The organism is Anaeromicrobium sediminis (genome assembly GCF_002270055.1).
Classification (GTDB): Bacteria; Bacillota; Clostridia; order Peptostreptococcales; family Thermotaleaceae; genus Anaeromicrobium; species Anaeromicrobium sediminis.
Map to the genome: position 1 here is coordinate 81,320 of NZ_NIBG01000007.1, position 18,340 is coordinate 99,659.

The 18,340-nt window shown below is 32.1% G+C and carries 17 protein-coding genes and 1 other annotated feature; of the genes, 3 read left to right on the forward strand and 14 right to left on the reverse strand.

Annotated elements, in window-relative coordinates:
* Positions 1–120: 120 nt before the first annotated feature.
* The 4 genes from CCE28_RS09740 to CCE28_RS09755 all read right to left on the reverse strand — a co-directional run bounded on the left by CCE28_RS09740 (position 121) and on the right by CCE28_RS09755 (position 5,485).
* Complete coding sequence (locus CCE28_RS09740) at positions 121–492, reverse strand: carboxymuconolactone decarboxylase family protein (RefSeq protein WP_095133408.1); 372 nt, start codon at positions 490–492, stop codon at positions 121–123.
* 4 nt (positions 493–496) lie between these two features.
* A complete protein-coding gene (locus CCE28_RS09745; RefSeq protein ID WP_095133409.1) occupies positions 497–2,122 on the reverse strand; it encodes a thiamine pyrophosphate-binding protein in 1,626 nt (541 codons plus the stop codon).
* Between the two features lie 34 nt (positions 2,123–2,156).
* Positions 2,157–4,418, reverse strand: a complete 2,262-nt coding sequence (locus CCE28_RS09750) for an EAL domain-containing protein (protein ID WP_095133411.1) — start codon at positions 4,416–4,418, stop codon at positions 2,157–2,159.
* Positions 4,419–4,723: 305 nt separating this feature from the next.
* Complete coding sequence (locus CCE28_RS09755; RefSeq protein ID WP_095133413.1) at positions 4,724–5,485, reverse strand: DUF429 domain-containing protein; 762 nt, start codon at positions 5,483–5,485, stop codon at positions 4,724–4,726.
* A 404-nt stretch (positions 5,486–5,889) separates the two neighbouring features.
* Between CCE28_RS09755 and CCE28_RS09760 the strand changes: the two genes are divergently transcribed.
* Positions 5,890–7,164: an FAD-binding oxidoreductase gene (locus CCE28_RS09760; RefSeq protein ID WP_242972949.1), complete on the forward strand. Its 1,275-nt coding sequence runs from the start codon at positions 5,890–5,892 to the stop codon at positions 7,162–7,164.
* Positions 7,165–7,294: 130 nt separating this feature from the next.
* On the opposite strand, the gene CCE28_RS09765 is transcribed toward CCE28_RS09760, so the two are convergent.
* Together CCE28_RS09765 and CCE28_RS09770 are read right to left on the reverse strand one after the other, a co-directional pair.
* Entirely contained in the window at positions 7,295–8,011 is a 717-nt protein-coding gene (locus tag CCE28_RS09765) for a CBS domain-containing protein (protein ID WP_095133417.1), read from the reverse strand.
* Positions 8,012–8,239: 228 nt separating this feature from the next.
* A complete protein-coding gene (locus CCE28_RS09770; RefSeq protein ID WP_095133419.1) occupies positions 8,240–8,503 on the reverse strand; it encodes a hypothetical protein in 264 nt (87 codons plus the stop codon).
* A 222-nt stretch (positions 8,504–8,725) separates the two neighbouring features.
* On the opposite strand from CCE28_RS09770, the gene rarD reads away from it, so the two are divergent.
* Positions 8,726–9,652, forward strand: coding sequence for an EamA family transporter RarD (gene rarD / locus CCE28_RS09775; RefSeq protein ID WP_176461756.1), 927 nt, complete (start codon positions 8,726–8,728; stop codon positions 9,650–9,652).
* Positions 9,653–10,078: 426 nt separating this feature from the next.
* Here rarD and trpA read toward each other — a convergent pair whose 3' ends face one another.
* From trpA to trpE, 8 genes are read right to left on the reverse strand one after another with little or no spacing between them, the layout of a single operon-like run.
* Complete coding sequence (trpA, locus tag CCE28_RS09780; protein ID WP_095133423.1) at positions 10,079–10,870, reverse strand: tryptophan synthase subunit alpha; 792 nt, start codon at positions 10,868–10,870, stop codon at positions 10,079–10,081.
* Positions 10,860–11,171, reverse strand: a complete 312-nt coding sequence (locus tag CCE28_RS23105; RefSeq protein WP_330396839.1) for a hypothetical protein — start codon at positions 11,169–11,171, stop codon at positions 10,860–10,862. The genes trpA and CCE28_RS23105 overlap by 11 nt, the downstream gene beginning before the upstream one ends.
* A 6-nt stretch (positions 11,172–11,177) precedes the next feature.
* Positions 11,178–12,059 (reverse strand): tryptophan synthase subunit beta, encoded by an 882-nt coding sequence (gene trpB, locus CCE28_RS09785; RefSeq protein ID WP_330396840.1) that lies wholly within the window; start codon positions 12,057–12,059, stop codon positions 11,178–11,180.
* 1 nt (position 12,060) lies between these two features.
* Positions 12,061–12,663, reverse strand: a complete 603-nt coding sequence (locus CCE28_RS09790) for a phosphoribosylanthranilate isomerase (RefSeq protein WP_095133425.1) — start codon at positions 12,661–12,663, stop codon at positions 12,061–12,063.
* Positions 12,664–12,665: 2 nt separating this feature from the next.
* Positions 12,666–13,442: an indole-3-glycerol phosphate synthase TrpC gene (trpC, locus tag CCE28_RS09795; protein ID WP_095133427.1), complete on the reverse strand. Its 777-nt coding sequence runs from the start codon at positions 13,440–13,442 to the stop codon at positions 12,666–12,668.
* Positions 13,439–14,458, reverse strand: coding sequence for an anthranilate phosphoribosyltransferase (trpD, locus tag CCE28_RS09800; protein ID WP_095133429.1), 1,020 nt, complete (start codon positions 14,456–14,458; stop codon positions 13,439–13,441). Before trpD ends, trpC begins: the two co-directional genes overlap by 4 nt.
* Positions 14,459–14,476: 18 nt before the next feature.
* Positions 14,477–15,034, reverse strand: a complete 558-nt coding sequence (locus tag CCE28_RS09805) for an aminodeoxychorismate/anthranilate synthase component II (RefSeq protein ID WP_330396843.1) — start codon at positions 15,032–15,034, stop codon at positions 14,477–14,479.
* A gap of 2 nt (positions 15,035–15,036) precedes the next feature.
* Positions 15,037–16,509 (reverse strand): anthranilate synthase component I, encoded by a 1,473-nt coding sequence (gene trpE, locus CCE28_RS09810; RefSeq protein ID WP_095133434.1) that lies wholly within the window; start codon positions 16,507–16,509, stop codon positions 15,037–15,039.
* Positions 16,510–16,670: 161 nt separating this feature from the next.
* Positions 16,671–16,933 (reverse strand) — a binding site (T-box leader).
* Positions 16,934–17,162: 229 nt separating this feature from the next.
* Here trpE and CCE28_RS09815 point away from each other — a divergent pair.
* Complete coding sequence (locus CCE28_RS09815; protein WP_095133436.1) at positions 17,163–18,269, forward strand: right-handed parallel beta-helix repeat-containing protein; 1,107 nt, start codon at positions 17,163–17,165, stop codon at positions 18,267–18,269.
* Positions 18,270–18,340: the final 71 nt, after the last annotated feature.

Genomic DNA, 18,340 nt, shown 5'->3' on the forward strand with positions numbered 1-18,340 from the left:
CATAATTTAATATTATAACAATATGGTAAAATTTACAAATTGTATATTATATACTTAAAAAGAGCTAATGGTAATAAAACCATTAGCTCCAGGTAAGATTATCTATTTCTATTTAAAAAATTAAATTTCACTATTCTTAAAAATGTCACCTGCAATAGCTAAAGCACTACAAGCTTTAGGAAATCCTGCATAGGCTGCACACTGTAGAATAATTTCTAATATTTCTTCGCGTGTGAGACCAACCTTCAGAGCTGCCTTCATATGAAAATTTAACTGTTCAAATGCACCTTGGGTTATAAGAGTAGTTAGAGTTACAACTTCTCTCATTTTCAAGTCTAAATTTGGTCTTGAATATATCTGTCCATATCCAAAGGCAACAATTTTATCCTCAAAGTCAGGAAATATACTTTTTACATGTTCTATTCCTTCCATTCCCTCATTATCTGTCATTTCTTTTAAGATCTTAATTCCTTTTTCATAATCGCTGTTCATATTCCTATCCCCTTTTCATTGTTGGTGGCATCTCCTCTGGATCAACCATAACTTCTATAATAATTGTTTCATTATGTAAGTTTGAAACTTCTAGAGCCTCTTTCAATTCAAATTCATTACAACACTTGAAGGATCTTATTCCCATAGATTCTCCAAACTTTTTACCATCTAATGGTATATTATATGTGCTTCCTATAGCCTTTCCCATAATACACTTCATACCTTTGTCTACCATATCTAATTTTCCGTTATTAAATATAATAAAAGTAACAGGAATATTATAATTTGCTGCTGTAGACATTTCAGTCCCATGCATGAAGGTACACCCATCACCAGTTAAGCAAATAATTCTAGATTTATCTTCTGCTAACTGTGCTCCTATGGAGTAACCTATAGCATGTCCCATTGCTCCAAATACATCATCAAAAAAGAATGTACCAGGTTTTCTTATGTTAAAATATTTTATTGCATAAAATGTATGACTTCCATCATCACCAAAAATAATCGAATCATCTGGTAGCTCTTGTCTTATGGTTTCTATCGCTTTGATGGCTGAAATATAAAAATCACTTTTATTCTCCATAATCTCATACTCTTCATTTAACAGATAAAATTCATTTTCTGGTTTGTTAGAAACTTTATCCAACAATGCTTGAAGATTTACTTTAATATCACCAATTATGGGTAATGTTGGAACCCTTAGTGATTTTCCTATAAAAGTGGGATCATAATCTAAATGAACAACTTCTCTAGGATAGTTCTCAGGACATATACCTACTAGTGACATGTTTGATAATTTACTTCCAATAACAATCAGCAAATCTATATCTTCTTTAATATATTCACTTGATTTTTCTGTACCACCTAGGCCTAATGCACCAAGGCATAATGGATGATTTTCTATAAATGTGCCTTTTCCCCCTGGTGTAGTCATAACTGGTATATTCCATAGTTCTGCTAGTTTTCTGACTTCTTCATAAGCTAAGCTTGAATGGACACCTTTACCAGCTAAAATTACAGGTCTCTTAGCATTATGAAGCTTGTTAATAAATTCATCTAATTCAGAAGAAATCACGCCACACATGTTAACAGGTAAATCAAGCTCAAATTCTTCTATTTGTTCATTTAACACATCATATGGTAAAGATAGATGAACTGGCCCTTTAACTCCAGAATGAGCTCTTTCCAGTGCATGTTTTAAATACAATTGGAATTGGTCAGCCCTTTCAACTCTAGCACTAAACTTTGTAACTGGCTCAAACATTTTAACCAAATCAGTACCAAACACTGTAGAATCCTGTCCCAAAGCCTTTCCTATACTTTTTATAGGTTGTTGACCAGTAATAAATAACACCGGTAAATGAGAAGCCTTGGCTTGACCTGCTGCGGTTAATAAATTTGTCCCACCGGGACCTGCTGTTCCAATGGCTACACCTAATCTTCTGTTCATCATTGCATACCCTGCTGCGGCATAACCACTTCCACCCTCATGTCTAGTTAACATGTAATTCATATTCTGTTCATCTAATTCCAAAAACAATGGAACAAGAGGGCTTCCAGGTATACCAAAAACATGATTAATTTCCCATTTCTTAAAATGTGATACTAAAATTGATGCTACGCTTTTCAATTTTATCTTCCTCCCCCTGATATTTATTTAATTTTTATTTAATTTTTTTCTTAAATTCCCTTTGTAAATTATAAAATTCCCTTTGAAAATCTTCTGCACATATTGGTCTACTAAAAAAGTAACCTTGTACAAAATTACAATTACCCTGTTGTAAAAACTTTAATTGATCCTTATCTTCAACCCCTTCGGCTATAACCTCTAAACCTAAGTTGTGAGCCATAGAGATAATAGTACCAACTATATTTGCATCACTTTCATCATTCATAATATCCCAGACAAAAGATTTATCTATTTTTAGATAGTTAATAGAGAATTTTTTCAAATAGCTCAATGAGCTATACCCAGTTCCAAAATCATCAATACTAACTCTAACCCCTAAGTTCCTTAATTCCTTTAGTATTTTTATTGCATAATCCACCTCCATGGCCATGCTTTCAGTAATCTCTAATTCCAAATATTTAGGATCAATTTCAGTTTTGGATAAGATATCCTTAATAACTTCCGTTAAGTCACTTTTTAGAAATTGTTGGACTGATAGATTTACGCTTACTTTTATTAAAGGTAAATTACTATTTTGCCATTTTTTCACCTGTGAACAAGCTTCCCTTAGTACCCATTCACCTATCTTAGAAATTAACCCAGTCTCCTCTGCAATAGGAATAAATTTATCAGGATAAATCATTCCTTTTTCCCTATGCATCCACCTAATTAGTGCTTCAACACCTATTATATTACCGTTTTTTATGTCCACTTGGGGTTGATAGTAAAGCATGAATTCATCATTTTCTAATGCTTTTTCAATATCCATCTTTAAAGTTAATTTATCTTTATAGGATTCTTTTAATATGGGGTCATAAATAACATAACCATTTCTTCCATTAGACTTTGCTTTATACATGGCATTATCAGCATAAATTAAGCAGTTTTCAAAATCTGTTGGGTTTTCATTATATAAATAAATTCCCAAACTCGATGTTATATTCAGGTGATAATTATCAATTATAATTGTTTTATTAAATGCATTTATAATTTTTTCTGCAAGTTCAGCTGCTTGTTGCCTAGTTTCAATATTGAAACATAATAATATAAATTCATCTCCACCTACACGAAAAACATAGTCATCCTCGTTTAGGCATTCTTTTAATATAATCGCAGCCTCTTTTATGAGTAAATCACCCTTCGAGTGACCAAATGTATCATTAATCATTTTTAATTTATCTAGATCTAAATATATAAGTGCCATGTGGGCTGATTGACTAGTATAGTTATTGATATATTTATTTAGTATCTCTTTAGAATATCTTCTATTTGGTAATCCTGTTAACTCATCATGATATGCCAAATAATTATATTTTTCTTCAGCCAAATATCTTTCTGTAATGTCTCTAAATTGTCCAAAAGCACCTATCATGTTTAAATTTTCATCATGAATAGGTTGGATATCCACGAGGCAAACATATTCTTCCTTATTATTATTTTTTAATCTTATCTCAACATCTTCATAACTTTTTTCATTACATAAAACATCTTTAAAAAAGTGACCTGTTATTGGAGAGTCATAAATAACACTTCCTATAATCTCCTCTTTTTTAAATCCAGATATTTTTTCTGCAACTTCATTGAAATCTACTACTTTTCCGTTTATATCTGTAACAATAATTGCATTTCTAGTTTTACTTAACATTATTTGATTCATTACATTAAGCTTATGGTTTTGTTTCCTAAGTAATAATTCACGTTCTATTGCATCAACTACTGTAGTTAATGTCATTAAGAAAAATGGATTGTGAAGTATTTGGGCAGTCATTATACATATACTTCCCAATAGATTATTATCATCCGTATAATGAAATGGTACTCCATAGCAAGCACTGTTATGTAAAAATTCATGAAAATGGTTCTTTCCTATTAACTGTACAGGGTGATTTTGTTTTAGGGTTAAACTAACTACATTTGTACCCATGTGATCTTGGTTAAATTGAATACCGGTCTTAATTCCTGCTTGAGCCATAGTAGATTTTATTGTTTCATCTCCAAGCATATCTAATAAATATCCATTTTCATCTGAAATAACTATTAATATGGGAGTCCCCTCTAATGATTTCATTATTTTCTTACTAAAAAATCTTACAACCTCTAATATTTCTTTATAAGCTTCTTTCTTTTCTGCCAAAGTTAACTCTGACATAATATTTTTAGGCACCCTAAGTTCATCGGGTTTCATACCTAATTCAATACATCTTTTTTTTGATTCTATAATATAACCTGCTTCTTTTTCATGATCTAATTGCTTCATAAGCTACATTCCTCCTGGAATATTAAAAAAATACATGTTTGTTAGAAACTTACATTAACCTAGTGTCTTTTACCTATTAGTTTATTTCTCTCTATTTTTGTCAGTTTTTGTATTACTCTTAATAACTAAAATTCTAACACATCTTTCATTAGCATACAATAATACTGTTTTCTTATCTCAAAGTTCAAGGAATCGTTTATCCAAGCGCATATATTAAGTTATATTTATAATTTTCTTTGAAATTCAAAACAAATTTTGTTATATAAACAAAAAACTAGAGTTAGTATTAACTCTAGCTCACGTATCTAATTTATATTTTCTTCCATATCCCTTACAAATGGCAAAACTATAAAGCCATCCTCATGATTACCATATACTCTGTTCTCTGTCTTTCCAGTAATAATGCTATATGAAGAATAGGCACATAAAAAAGCATCTATTTTGTCTTCAATATGTTTAAATTCTTTTTTGTTTAATTCACGTATATTAATATTAAAATGTTTCACTAGAGAACTAACCTTATTCTCTTCATTCTCAAGCTTTTTAAAACAATCTATTATTCTTTCCATTTCTAACTTTGTTTCTTCAAATGGAATCTTCCTATTTATTTTATACTTAATGGGGCATATTTCTGGAAATGCCGATAAACAGATACCACTTGGAAAAGTCTCTATTATTCCAAACATTTCTTTTTCAATTTCATAAGTAATTTTAAACCTATCATTTCTATCTATTATTTTATTGGCTAAAACTTCACCTCGTATACTTCCATAGTTCCTAATTAAGTATCCCCTACTTGCAACAAATAAAGAAATTCTCCGTCCATGAATTCTTTCTCTCATAAGCAACCGTTCAGCATCCCTAGAACCAGTCATATTCTTTACTACAATAGGAGCATCAATAGAAACAATAGCACCTTCTTTTGAAAACCTATCTACAATATGCACAATCTCATCATCAGTATACACCTTTGATTCTAAGTGTAATACCTCTCCATTATTATCTAAAACACATATACCTGTCTCATTTTTATATGTCCAAGCTAGATCAATTCCTATATGATTCATTTAGTTTCTTCCCTTCAGTTAAAATACGTATATATATATCCATTAGGAGAATACATCCACATAATTAATATGTATAATTTATCTCCCCTTTCATTCGTTATAATTCATGCTAACTAAAAAAAGATTAATAGTATTGCTAGGTGTACTTAGATTATACATTATTTTTCAAACAGTATAACACTCATCTAACCTTGTCTCATATAATATACCAAAACAAAGATTGCTACTCGTGATTTTTATAAATAATTTTAAAAATCAAAAGTGTATTTAAAATATGTTCATAAAAAATTTATATTACTTTTATGCAACTTAACAATATATGAGAGGTGTATTAAATGAAAGAGAAAATAAAATTAACGGGTACAGTAATTTATCCAAATGATCCTGCATATAAACAAGCACGCATGAATTGGAATCCGTTCACCAATGCATTCCCCATCGTTTTTGTTTTTGCACATGAAGAAAAAGATGTGTCAAATGCCATTAAGTGGGCACGTAAAAATAATGTCCCTATAAGGATGCGTAGCGGAAGACATGCATTAGCAAAAGATTTTTCACAAGTAAATGGCGGAATAGTTATAGATGTTAGTTCAATGAGAAATGTTACGTTAGATAAAGCAAATGGAACCGCTAAGGTTGAAACTGGAATACGTGTAGGCCCCCTTGTAAAAATGCTTGCTCAGGAAGGTGTTTTAGCTCCCTTTGGAGATAGTTCCAGCGTTGGTATAGGTGGAATCAGTACAGGTGGAGGAATTTCAGTTGTTCAACGTACAACTGGACTAATCTCAGATAATATTTTAGCTGCTACTATAGTGGATGCAAATGGGGATGTTCTCTACGTGGATGAAAATAACCACCCAGATCTCCTGTGGGCTATTCGCGGAGGGGGAGGAGGAAATTTCGGTGTTATAACTTCCTATACATTTAACGTACGCCCCGCACCTTTTCAAGTGGGAATATATGAAATCCTTTGGCCATGGGAACAATTGGAACAAGTTATTGATACATGGCAAAATTGGTCTCCATCTGTTGATACAAGATTAGGTTCCATAATAGAGGCCTATTCGAGAATGAATGGTACACTTCGTTCTCAAGGAATTTTCCTGGGTCCTAAAGCAGAGTTGGAAAAATTGTTAACACCTTTAACTGGTACTGGAACTCCTATAAAGGTATTTATTAAGGAGGTTTCACTACTGGAAGCTATAGAGTTTTGGGCACCGAATCAGCCTCTATTTAGCGATCAGAATACTACGTGGTCATCTACATGGGTAGAGCAACCATTACCAGAAGAAGGACTTCAATCTATTCGAAGTTTTCTAGAAAAGACAACTGGAACCTCTAATTTCTTTTTCCTTAACTCAGGGGGTACTATGAATAGTATACCTTCTGATGAGACAGCCTTCTTTTGGCGCAATACAAAGTATTATATGGAATGGAATTCTAAATGGACTGATGAATCTCAAACTCAAAGGAATATCCAATTAGTTGAACAGACGCGTATAGAACTACAACCCTTTATAATCGGGTCATATGTGAACGTCCCCGATTTAGGTATTAAAAATTACGGTCAAGAGTACTATGGTGATAATTTTGCCCGACTTCGACGAGTCAAAGCAACATACGATCCAGACAATGTTTTTAAGTTTGTACAGAGTATTCCCCCTGCTTCTACCTGCTAATTACAGATGTTAATACTAAAATAGGGCTTCCTTAAGGGTTAGCCCTTTTATTTTGGACAAATTGCAGCGATCAAAAAACACAAGAATAGTTCCTTTCCTTCTTGTGAAGATATCATCCCAATTTCTATAATCAATCTATCTTATTAAACAAATCCCATTCTGTTAATAATCCTAGAAGTTTACCCTGTTTAGTCCCATCTGAAGTTATAAATAATGCTACTAGCTTGTGATTATTTTTATTTCTTTTCTTGAAATATTTTTCTGCATCATATACATTCAAATTTTTGTCAACAAAATCAAATTGTTCTTTTCTATTATAATCTAAGTTTGTAAATTCTATTAACTCATCCATTACTGTATTATTTGATATGAAACCATTCTTTGTGCTCGCTAAATAATATATAAGTACATTTCCATTAAATATTCCCATGACATTTTCATTTTTTATAATAGGAACTCTAGATATAAGTAAGTTTTCCATAGCTTGCATAACATCTATAACTAAACTATTTGGTGATGCCACTAACATTTTGGACCTATGTGTACATATATCGTATACAGTTAAAGGATTCTTAAATCTATTAAATATACTTTTGTATCTTTCTACTACTTCTGGTAATGGAACAGCTATTGGTTCTCCTGCTCCAGAAACCGTATCATGTACTATACAATTTCTTAATCTAGCATATTGTGTTAAAACATCTAAATTTCTAGCTATGATGTCACTTTTCTTAGATAATATATGCAAGGCTTTCGTATGAGATGTGTGACTATCTAATTTTAGTTTCTTTTTTATCTCTCTATCTAAATCATTATATATACGAATGAATTCATCCACTCTGTTCATGCAAATCTCTCCTCTGCAATAAATAAAGTAATTTTATTTAGTAGTTGTTAACCTAATTAATATATATACTACTTATATATTATTATCTAAAATACATACACCTATTTTATTTATATATGTCCAATCTAGATCAATCCATATTAGATTCATTTATTTTCTTTAAGCTAAAGTAGGTATACTTATATATACCCATTTCAATCATATAATCACATATTTAATATGTATAACTTATTTTAAGCCTGATGATTTAATAGCTAGGTACAAATAAAAAGCGCCCCCTGCTAATAATAGATTTATTGCAAGGAAAGTTCCAAACATTACTTTCCACTTACTTTTAACGACTCCCCAAATGGAAAGACCTATAAGTAGTATTACAAAGATCTCAAAGTCTAAATATTTTTCTTTAAATAAGTCGATTACACGATAAGTTCCTATTGTTAGTACTATACCTAGAATGATTTGTAAAATATTATTCTTTATATTACTATTCATAATCCACCTCCTCTTTCATTAATACTTAAGCTACGGTTCACGTAACTAGTATAGTAGTGGTTTCAAAAATAAATGTGCCAAAGGAAACTGCCCCCTGCTATTTAATATTTTTGACTATGCTTCAGTACAGTCACCATGTCTCTACTTGAATATATTAATGAATTACTGTATAGTGAAATTGTAGGACATTTAAACAATCCAGTCCTTATAGGAGTGTTATTTATGGATAACAATAAAAATTGTAAAGTTAAAGAAAAAAATCATGGATTAATTAGTGTTATATTTGTATACACAATTTGGGGTATTCAATCATTATACTGGAGAATATTTCAAGGAATACCACTGATTCAGTTACTGGCCCACAGAATAATCTGGTCAGTAGTATTGCTTATTGCATTAATAATATACACAAGAAAACTAAAGGAATTGATTAATGTATTTATGATAAAACAAAGAATTTATTATATAATTATGTGTTCCATATTAATAGGTTCTAATTGGCTTTTAAACATATACGCCCCATACTCCAATCAAGTAATCGAAGCGAGCTTAGGTCATTATATAACCCCAATTATGGTAATTTGTTTAGGTGTATTCATACTTAAAGAAAATATCAAGTTATATGAAATATTAGGGTTAGTGACAGCTTTAATAGGCGTTGCTATTATTACAATCAGCTTTGGTAGACTCCCATTGATTGCAATTCTATTGGTTTTAACTTTTGCAATATATACTTTCCTTAAGAAAATTATGGATATAGACTCTATTATTGGAATTACTGCCGAAACAATAATTTTATCTCCTTTTGCACTTATATATTTAACTTATATGGAATTTATTGGGGAAGGTGTGCTTTTCAAATCAAGTTTTCAAGATATTTTACTCCTAATTTCTACTGGAATATTTACAGCTATTCCTTTAGTATTGTTTACCTATGGAGTAAAACATGTGAATCTCTCTAAAATTGGATTCATTCAATATTATGCACCCACTTTAAGCTTAATAATTGGCATATTTATATTTAAGGAATCTTTTACTAGAATTCATTTGATTAGTTTTAGTTTTATTTGGGTTGCCGTACTAATTGTTTTGTTGTATCCATTTTTTAAAAAATTAAAAAGAACATTTCAGAAAGAAAAGAATATATGATGCAATTATTAATACAACAGCTAATATAATAGAAATCATACCATAGTAGATGTTATAAATACTATGGACCAATGTAAAACACATGGCAGAAATTAAAATAATTAAATTTACTTATTTTTGTATAATTCAAAACTCCTCCACCATTTCTTTATTTTTAGTTGTTTCCTCTCTTTTTTATATGGATATGTACTAAACATTTTATCCCTAATAGCTATATTTCTCACCTCTTATTTCACTTTTTATATAAATACAAGATGCTTACATATTACAATACTATGGAAATTTTTTCAAAATAACTTCCTTCATCTCTTCGTCTAACAATTTCATCATTCAACCATGAAAAAATCCCATATTAAAAAATATGAGATTTCTTACTTCATAATTTAAAATTTCATTGTTCAAGTCTAACTATAGAGCCTCCAATCTCTAAAGTGCTTCATGCAATTCACTTACAAAATTAAAAACTTTATCTTCTACTGAGTCATCTTTTATTCCTTCTTCAACTTTCTCAATAATGGCACTTCCAACAATAAGTCCATCACATAACCCCTTTAATTTTTTTATGGTTTCTTCATTAGATATGCCAAATCCAATGGCTAAAGGTATGCTAGTATGTTTCTTTACTTTATTTATAAAATTGGATAAATCTACTTCAAAACTGTCCCTTGTTCCGGTTACTCCTTTTGATGAAATACAATAAACAAATCCTTCAGCCCCTGATACAATTTTTCTTATTCTATCTTCAGATGTAGGTGCCACTAAAGGAATTAAGTCAATGGGGTAATCTTTCATAACCTCATTTAATTCTCTTCTCTCTTCTAAAGGTAAATCTGGAATAATCAATCCATCTACGCCACTGTCTTTGCACTTATCTAAAAATCTCTTTATTCCATATCTGTAAATACTATTAAAATACACTAAAAATACAAGAGGTATTTCCGTCTTTTCTCTTACTTTAAAAACCATAGGAAAAATAGAATCAATATTTGTTCCCACTTTTAAAGCACGTTGGGCTGCCCTCTGTATAACAGGGCCATCAGCTAAAGGATCAGAATAGGGGATACCTAGCTCTATAATATCAGCTCCTGCCTTCTCCATTTGAAGTACTAAATTTAAAGTCCTATCTAAGTTTGGATCCCCACTAGTTATATATGCGATTAGTGCTTTTTCATCCTTTTCCCTTAATCTATTAAATTTTTTTGTAATTCTACTCTTCATCACTTATACCTCCCAAGACCTCTAACACAGTATGGATATCTTTATCTCCCCTGCCAGATAAATTAACTACAATAATTTGATCTTTATGAGTATTAGGTGCCAGCTTCATTAGATATGCAATAGCATGGGCACTTTCTAATGCAGGAATAATTCCCTCTACTTTAGATAAATACTCAAAACCATTCACTGCCTCATCATCATTTATGGCTACATAATTTACTCTACCTAGATAATGGAAATAGGCATGTTCTGGACCTATTCCTGGATAATCCAATCCAGCTGATATGGAGTGTACTGGCATAATCTGTCAATATTCGTCTTGAAGTAAATAGGTCATCATACCATGTATTACACCAACAGAACCCTTAGTAATAGTTGCTGCATGTTTATTCGTATGGACTCCAAATCCACCTGCCTCAACACCATATATTTTTATGTTTTTTTCTTCATGGAACGGGTAAAATAATCCCATTGCATTACTTCCACCTCCCACACAGGCCACTAAATAATCTGGTATTCTTCCTTCCTTTTCAATAATCTGCTCTTTAACTTCATCACCTATGATCCGCTGAAAATCCCTTACCATTGTAGGATAAGGATGTGGACCTACAACAGAACCAATCACATAAAAGGTATTATCCACATTTGTGACCCAGTCCCTTATGGCCTCATTGGTGGCATCCTTTAAAGTTCCTGTCCCTGAACATACAGGATTGACTTTAGCTCCTAATAATTTCATCTTAAATACATTTAGCCGTTGCCGTATTATGTCTTCTTCTCCCATATAAACTTCACATTCTAATCCAAACATGGCACATATGGTAGCCGTGGCCACACCATGCTGTCCTGCTCCTGTCTCTGCAATGATGCGCTTTTTTCCCATTTTCCTTGCTAACAAAACTTGGCCAATCACATTGTTAATCTTATGGGCTCCTGTATGATTTAAATCTTCACGTTTTAGATAAATCTTGCCTCCCCCAAGTTTCTTAGTCAAATTTTCTGCATAATATAGGGGTGTTGGTCTTCCTGAATATTCTTTAACATAATACTTATATTCATTTTGAAAATCTTCATCTTCCTTTGTCCTTAAAAATTCCCTTTCTAGTCCTATTAATGGATTCATTAAAGTCTCTGGTACAAATTGACCTCCAAATTTTCCAAATCCTTTTGGTATTTCTTTAATGCTCATATTATCCCCTCACATTCTCTATAAACTTTTTCATTTTTTCAAAGTCCTTAACTCCATTTACTTCAACTCCACTACTCACATCCACAACCATAGGTTTCACCCTCTCAATTGCCTTCTTTACATTTTCAGTTGTAAGTCCTCCAGCTAAAATTACAAATTGACTTTTTCTCATATTAGTGGCCAGATTCCAATCAAAAGTCTTACCTGACCCTCCATATTGTCCCTTTGTGAAAGTATCTAATAGAATACCTTTCACCTGGTATTTGTCTACTTCATTTAGACTATTTATATCTTTTACTCTAAATGACTTCCATACTTCATAATGAAAGGAATCACAATAATCAGAGGACTCGTCACCATGAAATTGAAGTATATCTAAATTACAATATTTAGCTATTTCATTTACCTCATTGGATGGTGTATTTAAAAATACCCCTACCTTTTTTATACTTTCATCTAATCCATCAATTAATTCTTTTGATCTGTACTTATTAACTTGTCTAGTGCTATTTACAAATACAAATCCCACATAATCTGGCTTTAACTTATTTGCATATATAATATCTTCTTCATTTTTTAGTCCACATATTTTAACTTTAGTCAACCTCATTCCCCCCTAAGACTTATTAACTTCTCCCCTATTGATTTGGCCCTCATTAGACTTTCTCCTATTAGTACTCCATCCACACCTAGTTCTTTGAGGAATTTCATATCATCTCTTGTATTTATGCCACTTTCACTAACTATTACCTTATCCTTTGGAATAAACTCTATTAGCTTCTCTGTTGTTTCTAAATTTGTTTTAAATGTTTTTAAGTTTCTGTTGTTTATACCAATAATCTCTCCTTGTGTATCTAATGCCATGTCTAATTGAAATTTATCATGGACCTCCACTAGACATTGTAATCCTATGTCCTTTGCAATCTTTTGAAAATGGATTAATTCTTTTTTAGATAAAATTCCTACAATCAATAGAATAGCATCAGCCCCCAATGCCTTTGATTGATAAATTTCATATGGATCAATTATAAAATCCTTTCTTAAAAGAGGAATAGTTGTTGTCTTTTTTATTTCTGATAAATAGTAGTCTTGCCCCTGAAAAAATTTATCCTCTGTCAATACGGATATTGCCTCCACCTTATTTTTTTCATAAGACTTACCTATGGATATTGGATCAAAGTCCTCTCTTATAATTCCCTTAGATGGAGATGCCTTTTTTATCTCAGCTATAATACTTAATTCTTTTTTTCTTTTTATGGACTTTTTAAAATCCCTTGTTTCGTTACATCTCTCAATTTTAGAAATAATCTTGTGAAGAGAAAAGATTTTCTTCTCCATATCTACCTTCTTCTTTTTATAAGCTACTATTTTATCTAAAATCATTTCCTCATCTCCTGACTTAATTTCACCAATTGATTTAACTTTTTTAGTGCAATGCCCCTATCTATTACTTCCATAGCCTTATCTATTCCCTCTTCTAAGGATTCTACTTTCTTTCCAACATATATGGCTGCACCTGCATTTAACAAAACCATATTTCTCCTTGGTCCCTTTTCTCCTTTTAATATATTTAGTATAATCTCTGCATTTTGTTTAGGTTCACCTCCTATTAACTCCTTAGTTTTAGCCAGTGGTAAGCCATACTCTCTAGGGTCAATGTAATAGTTAACTATCTTGTTATCCTTTAGCTCACTTACCTTTGTCCTGTTAGTAATGGTAATCTCATCTAATCCATCTAACCCATGAACAACCATTGCCCTCTCAGTACCTAACTCCCTTAAAACCTGTGACATAAGTTCTGTAAGCTCCTCATTAAATACTCCAAGTACCTGTCCCTTCACCTTTGCAGGATTTGTTAATGGTCCAAGTACATTAAATATTGTTCTTATTCCCAATTCACGTCTTGGCCCTATTGCATACTTCATTGCCCTATGAAAATTAGGGGCAAACATAAACCCTATCTTCAATTCCTCTACACATTTCTGTACTTCTATAGGATTCAAATGAATATTCACACCTAAACTTTCTAATACATCTGCACTTCCACATTGACTAGAAACGGAACGGTTTCCATGCTTTATAACTTTAACTCCAGCAGCTGCCCCTATAAATGCTGATATTGTGGAAATGTTAAATGTATTTGCCCCATCTCCCCCTGTACCACAGGTATCAATTGCATAATCATCCTTAATGTTTATACTCAGTGCCTTGTTTCTTATGACCTTGGCACTTCCAGTAATCTCTTCTAATGTTTCCCCCTTCATTCTAAGACCTGTTAAAAAACTTCCTATTTGTGATTCTGTTGCCTGCCCATCCATAATTCCATTCATGGCCCTTATCATCTCAGACTCTGTCAAATTCTCATAACTTATTACTTTGTTTATGGCAAACTTTAACATATTCCATACCTCCCTTTCTTATAATTTTAGAAAATTATTCAATATGTCTTTCCCCCCATGGGTAGCAATAGACTCTGGGTGAAACTGTACTCCGTATATGGGATATTTTCTATGTTTTAATGCCATAATTTCTCCATCACAACTTCTAGCTGTAATCACTAATTCATCAGGAACAAAACCACTATCCACAACTAAAGAATGATATCTTGTTACTTTTAATGGATTTTCAAGGCCCTTAAATAAATCCTTTTCATTATGATCGATTATAGATGTCTTTCCATGGATTATATTCTTTCCGTGTACAATGCGACCTCCAAATACTTCTCCAATTCCTTGGTGGCCAAGACATACACCTAAAATTGGAATATGTTTGCCAAATCTTTTTATAACCTCCATGGATATGCCTGAGTCCTTTGGAAAGCCAGGTCCTGGGGATATAATAATATGAGTAATATTCATTTTTTCTAATTCCTCTATTGTTATTTCATCATTTCTATATACCTTCACATTTTGATTAACCTCACCTACATATTGATATAAGTTATAGGTAAAAGAATCATAATTATCTATTATCACAATCAAAATAAATCCCCCTTTGATTTCTTTATTGTCTCCATGAGTACCTCTAACTTTCTAAGGGTCTCATAATATTCACTTTCTGGATTAGAGTCGGCAACAATCCCTGCACCTGCCTGCATATACACCTTACGCTCCTTAAATACCATAGTTCTTATGGCAATGCACATATCCATATTTCCATTAAAGCCTAAGTATCCAACAGCGCCTGCATATACTCCCCTTTTTCTATTTTCCAATTCGTCTATTATCTCCATTGCCCTTACCTTTGGTGCTCCAGATACGGTTCCAGCAGGTAAGCAGGCTATTAACCCATCATACATATGGCAATCTTCTCTTTTTTCTCCAATGACATTTGATACAATATGCATAACATGGGAATATTTTTGTATATCCATAAACTGATTTACTTCTACCGTTCCAAACTTTGATATCTTTCCTATATCGTTTCTTCCCAAATCTACCAACATCAAATGTTCTGCTAATTCCTTTTCATCTTTCAATAATTCTTCAGCATATTTATCATCTTCTTCTAATGATTTTCCTCTAGGTCTTGTTCCTGCTATGGGACATGTTTCTACAATATCTCCCTTTACTTTAACTAATAATTCTGGTGATGACCCTACTAGATGATACTCTCCAAAATCTATATAAAACATATAGGGTGAGGGATTGATACTTCTTAAAGTTCTATAAGCCTTAAATGGGCTTAAATCTGTTTCCACTTCTAATCGTTGGGATAAGACCACCTGAAATATATCTCCATTTCTTATATATTCCTTTGCTCGTAAAACCTTCTTCATGAACTCTTCCTTAGTTTCATTACTCACATATTTTATTTCTTCCTCACACTCCATTTCATTGTTTTCTATAGAAATATCATTTTCTAATATTTCCTCCTTAATTTCTTTTAATCTATTTACTGCTCTTTTATATAGTTTCTCCATGTGATTATCTATTGGAACATTTACAATGATTCTTATCTTCTGTCTCACATGGTCATATACGATTACTTCCTTTGTTAGCATAAGATGTATATTAGGCATTTTTATATCATCCATGTTCACATTTTTTAAATTTTCATAGTTTCTTATGAGGTCATAGCCTATGTATCCCACTGCACCTCCAGTAAAATCAGGCATATTATTAATTGGAACCATACTGTAATCATCCATCAATGTTTTCACTATCTCTAACACATTTCCTACTTTCTTGGTCACCTCATTACCCCTTTTTACAATAACCTTATTGCCATGACCTCTTATTGTCATAAAGGGATCTATTCCAATGTAAGAATAGCGACTCCATTTATCTCCTCCCTCAACACTTTCTAGAAGATAGCCCTTCTTATTCTTGGAAAGTTTCTTAAACAAAGTAATTGGTGTATCCATATCTCCTTCCATTTCCAATGATACAGGGGCCATTTTAAAACCCTTACTATATTCTTTAAACTTTTTAAAATCTGTACAAATCATATACTCACTCCTTATCTGTAAATAAAAAAAAGCACTCCATCCCTATAAAATAGGGACGAAATGCTTTAAATTCCGCGTTGCCACCCTGGTTAAATATTAGTACTATCTTATAACACGTAGCAAAATCCATATACAAAATAAAAAAACACTTCATCCTATATACATAGGACGAAATGTTTATATTCCGTGTTGCCACCCATTTTAGATAGTATTAACTATCTCACTCTTTCAAGTACGGAAATAGATCTATCTATTTCGATACCCTGTCTTTATAACGTAAGACCTACGGCAAGTGGTACTCTCATAAAGATTTCACACCGCTTCTCATGGACCCATTCAATAAGTATAATCGTATCGAGCTTCCACCACCCCCGACTCGCTGAACCCTCATATCCTACCTACTCTTTCCATTCGCAGAATTTTCTAAATTTATTTTTTTAAATCTTAACACCCTTTCACTCCTTTGTCAAGTTTTTTTTCACTTTTCATAAAATTTCATAAGTATAACCGTTCATTATACCCTATAGGACGTACTATATATACTAAATCATCAATTTTTCTTTTTCTCTATAAGATACATAGCCTCTACCTCAAGTCCTATCACAACCTAGGCTTGTCTGCATATTATATACCAAAAAAGGAGGTGAAATTTTATGGCAATATTTAATGTTCCTGGTAATTTCCTTACTATACAAGCTGCAGTTAATTCAGTGAGTGATGGTGATATAATCATAGTTGAAAATGATACCTATAATGAAGAAGTTACCATACCTAGTGTTAGAGATGATATACGTATCGTAGCCAATGGTAAGAATGTAATACTTGATGCGCCTGTGCCTGGCTCTGGTGTCGCCTTTGACATTGCAGGTGGTGCTAATAGAATTGAAATAAAAGGATTTAAGATTCAAAATTATGCTGTTGGAATCGAATTATCTAGTGATGCTAACCGTATCATCTGTAACAAAATCACAAACGTAGATGTTGGAATTATGATTGATGGAGGGGACCGTAACTTGATATGGAAAAACACAGTCAAAGATGCTACAACCGGTATATTCATAGACAGTAATGATAACTGGATAATAGAGAATATAGTCCATGGAAATGATACAGGTATGGATTTGGACGGTGCAGACGGCATACTCATATTAGGTAACAAAATCTTTGACAACAACATTGTAGGGATCACAATGGATAGCAGTAGCAGCGAGTGCGCATTACTCAATAATGAAATCAAGGATAATGATGGTGATGGATTAGAATTATTCCCTGACAACTGCATTGTTTCGAGAAACAAAATTAAAAGAAATGATGGAAACGGAATTGATACTGGTACTGGTTCTGACGACAACCTTATTCAAGAAAATATAATCGAAAAGAACACAGAAAATGGAATAGCTATTGTAAGTGGTGCAATTAGAAACGACATCATTAGGAACTGTATAAATTTCAACGGAGAAGATGGAATCAACATTGATGGAAATAACAATAACCTTGTCCAAAATAAGGTATGTAGCAATACCATGTTAGATATTGATAATAATGGTACCAATAACGATTTTTTTGATAATGAATGCAAAAACAGCGACCCACCAAGCATCTGTACAAGTATTAATTGTAACCCCTGCATTTGTGAATTTTTCGATTGTAAATGTCCTCCTTGTAAATGTAGCCCTTGTGCAAATTGCCCCTTTAAAGGTCGTTATTGTAAAGATTGCCCCTATAAATCTTCCTATAATAAATGTTGTGATGATCATTAAATATTTAATTTTAAAAATAGCAAGGGATTTGTTTCCTTGCTATTTTTTTATGTGCCCATTCATTTTTTACT

Bases quoted from the DNA above. Each gene is read 5' to 3' on its own strand.
- trpE (WP_095133434.1), bottom strand. From the start codon at position 16,509: ATGATTTGTACAGATTTTAAAAAGTTTAAAGAATATAGTAAGGGTTTT.
- trpD (WP_095133429.1), bottom strand. From the start codon at position 14,458: ATGTTAAAGTTTGCCATAAACAAAGTAATAAGTTATGAGAATTTGACA.
- CCE28_RS23105 (WP_330396839.1), bottom strand. From the start codon at position 11,171: ATGCCAGTACACTCCATATCAGCTGGATTGGATTATCCAGGAATAGGT.
- trpA (WP_095133423.1), bottom strand. From the start codon at position 10,870: ATGAAGAGTAGAATTACAAAAAAATTTAATAGATTAAGGGAAAAGGAT.
- trpC (WP_095133427.1), bottom strand. From the start codon at position 13,442: ATGATTTTAGATAAAATAGTAGCTTATAAAAAGAAGAAGGTAGATATG.
- CCE28_RS09755 (WP_095133413.1), bottom strand. From the start codon at position 5,485: ATGAATCATATAGGAATTGATCTAGCTTGGACATATAAAAATGAGACA.
- rarD (WP_176461756.1), top strand. From the start codon at position 8,726: ATGGATAACAATAAAAATTGTAAAGTTAAAGAAAAAAATCATGGATTA.
- CCE28_RS09740 (WP_095133408.1), bottom strand. From the start codon at position 492: ATGAACAGCGATTATGAAAAAGGAATTAAGATCTTAAAAGAAATGACA.
- CCE28_RS09750 (WP_095133411.1), bottom strand. From the start codon at position 4,418: ATGAAGCAATTAGATCATGAAAAAGAAGCAGGTTATATTATAGAATCA.
- trpB (WP_330396840.1), bottom strand. From the start codon at position 12,059: ATGAGCATTAAAGAAATACCAAAAGGATTTGGAAAATTTGGAGGTCAA.
- CCE28_RS09760 (WP_242972949.1), top strand. From the start codon at position 5,890: ATGAATTGGAATCCGTTCACCAATGCATTCCCCATCGTTTTTGTTTTT.
- CCE28_RS09770 (WP_095133419.1), bottom strand. From the start codon at position 8,503: ATGAATAGTAATATAAAGAATAATATTTTACAAATCATTCTAGGTATA.
- CCE28_RS09765 (WP_095133417.1), bottom strand. From the start codon at position 8,011: ATGAACAGAGTGGATGAATTCATTCGTATATATAATGATTTAGATAGA.
- CCE28_RS09815 (WP_095133436.1), top strand. From the start codon at position 17,163: ATGGCAATATTTAATGTTCCTGGTAATTTCCTTACTATACAAGCTGCA.